This is a genomic window from Nonomuraea sp. 3N208, assembly GCF_052245935.1.
Taxonomy (GTDB): Bacteria; Actinomycetota; Actinomycetes; order Streptosporangiales; family Streptosporangiaceae; genus Nonomuraea.
Map to the genome: position 1 here is coordinate 1 of NZ_JBQQBR010000127.1, position 2,508 is coordinate 2,508.

At 70.9% G+C, this 2,508-nt stretch carries 2 protein-coding genes; both read right to left on the minus strand.

What is annotated here, in order from left to right; genetic code table 11:
• Nucleotides 1-370: 370 nt before the first annotated feature.
• On the minus strand, nucleotides 371-778 hold the full coding sequence (locus ACTWPT_RS59760) for a hypothetical protein (RefSeq protein WP_443186436.1): 408 nt from the start codon (nucleotides 776-778) through the stop codon (nucleotides 371-373).
• A gap of 330 nt (nucleotides 779-1,108) precedes the next feature.
• Nucleotides 1,109-2,287, minus strand: coding sequence for a hypothetical protein (locus ACTWPT_RS59765; RefSeq protein WP_443186437.1), 1,179 nt, complete (start codon nucleotides 2,285-2,287; stop codon nucleotides 1,109-1,111).
• Nucleotides 2,288-2,508: the final 221 nt, after the last annotated feature.

The following is a 2,508-nucleotide window of genomic DNA, read 5'->3' on the forward strand; positions in this document are numbered from 1 at the left end:
TGCCTTTCACCACCTACCGCCGCCACCTGACAGCCGGCACCGAACGCCTCTGCGCCGACCTGTGGCACCGGGAGCTGTATGGCACCGACGCACCGGCGTACCGATCCACCTGAGCCGCCACATCGTGCCGGCGCGGCGGCACCACAGGGCGCCCACGCGGGTACGTGGACCTGGGCCAACACCCGCCGCGCCATCGCGCCGCTGCGACCGGGAGAGCACCGGGCCGTCGGCCCTACCCGGGTGTGCGAGACCTACCGCCGTGAACGAACGCGACCGAGGGCGTGTCAGTCGGCCAGCGCGAAGCCGGCTGCCGCCTCCGCGTGCAGCCGAGCGCTCGGCAGCACCGGGATGGCGCTGTCCTTCTCACTGATCAGCAGCTCGATCTCCGTGCAGCCGAGGATGACACCTTCAGCACCCTCGTCTGCGAAATCATCGATGATCCCTCCTCCCACGACATGAGCTGGTCGTGCAGGTTGGCGAACGAATCCGACCCGGCCACCGCGATGTCGCCCGACCGCAGCTCGGCCGCCAGGTAGGAGAACACGCACACCTCCAGGTGGCGGCGCACCAGCATCCCCGGCCGTTTGGAGTCCCGCAGGATCTTGCGCCACTGCCCCGAGGCGAAGGCGTCCACCTCGATGCGCAGCTTCACTGTCACTGCCTCACCGGCGGAACCGGGCACCTCCACCATCATCTTCTCCGGCACGAACGCGGCCTTGGCGCCGCGCAACGCCTGCGGGAACTCCACCGCCTCCAGCACGCTGACGTCCGGACACAAGCTCAGGTTAGGAAAGCGATTCCTCTCGGGCGTGAACGCCCGGGGTTCCTCGCGAGATGAGGCTGAATCGCATGTGCGCCGACGGCTGAGTCCACTACACCGTGCAGCACAACGAAGGCCGGCCGGACGCCAAGGTGTACGTCGGCACCGAGGCCGGCGAACGCGAACTGCGCGATCGCCTGGCGGTGCCGTACACGCCGGTCGCTGGCGATCGCGGCTGACCGGCGATGCGCAACGCGGCCCCGTAGGAGCACGGCAGAAAGTCCGCCGCCCAGATGGGTTCCAGTACGAGCTTCAACACTGCCTGCACGACCCCGCGAGTCCGAGAGGTCAGCCCGCACGCAGCTCTGCGGCGACCGCCCGTTCCCGCAGCTGAGCCGCCTCCGCTCGGGCCGCCTCGAGTTCGGCACGCAGGTCCTGGAGCCGCACCCGCTCCAGCCGCAGCTCCGCCCGCGCCTGATCACGCTCCTTGACCGCGGCATCGGCGCGGGCCTTCTCCCGCGTGACGAGCTTCCGTTCGCGGGCCATCGCGGTCGCGGCTTCCTCCTCGACCGCCGCCACCCGTACCGTCAACCGCTCGACCTCGGCCGCCGCCCTCTCGGTCTCCTGCAGTGCCACCGCCCGATCGTGCCCAGCCTCGGCCGCGGTCCGCTCGGCAGCGACCGCCCGTTCCACGGCGCGTTCCCGTTCCTGCGCGGCCGCCTCCTCCCGGGCTCTGGCCGCGATCATGTCGCGCTCGGCCTGCTCACGGGACCGCACGGCCGCCGCCGTCTCTTCTCGGGCCCGATCCGTTTCCGCCCGTGCCCCGTCGACCTCCTGCTGCGCCTGTACGACCTGCGCCCGCGCCTCCGCAGCCGCTCGGTCCGCCAGCTCCACCCGTGCGCCCAGCTCCTGCACGGCCTGATCCCTGGCCTGTTCGGTCAGTTCAACCTGGTGCGCCGCCTCCTTGGCACGCTGCTCGGCCGCATCCGCGCGCCGCTGCGCCTCCTCGGCCGTCTGCAGGGCTTGCCGTTCGGTGCTGGCCGCCTCCCGCAACGCAGCCAGCGCCTGCTCGCGCGCCCGCTCGGCATCGTGCAGCGCCGTCTCCCGCTCGTTCTCGGCCTCGTGGAGCTTGGCCCGCATCTCGGCGGTCTGCCTGCGGGCGTGCTCGGCGGCTTCCCGCGCCAGCCGTACCTGCTCGAAGGCCTGCTCCCGTTCGGTACGCGCGATCGCCACCCGCGTATGCGCCTCCGCCTGCACGGCGCTGAGCTTGGCCTCCACGCCCGCGGGGCTCAGCTCGTCGGCCAGCGCGCGCGCCAGAGGTTCGATGGCCGCCGCCAGCCCGCTCTCCATGCGGTCGTACAGCTGCTCGGCCCTGGCCAGCGCGCCCTCCAGACCTGGAGTGGCCCGCCGCAGCTCCCGCTCCCGCTTGGCGGCGGCCTGACAATCCTTTTCGGGACAGTACGCCTTGGGCCGGCCCCGGCCCCGCCGTTGCTCGATCGGCGCCCCGCAATGCTTGCACGGCGTCACTGTGGCATCTCTGTTGAGGTGTCGAGTGCTGGCATCGCTGACTTGCGGTTCGCCATTTGAGTCGGGGATGGTCACTGGTCTTGCCTTCTCATCTGAAGTGGCGGATTTCGGGGAACGGGACGCCAGCAGGTGTGACTGTGCTCGGCCCAGAACCGGTTCCGTATGAAGGTGAACCGCAATCGGTGCTCGCCTGCCCGCTGCTACTCGACGCTCATGGATTC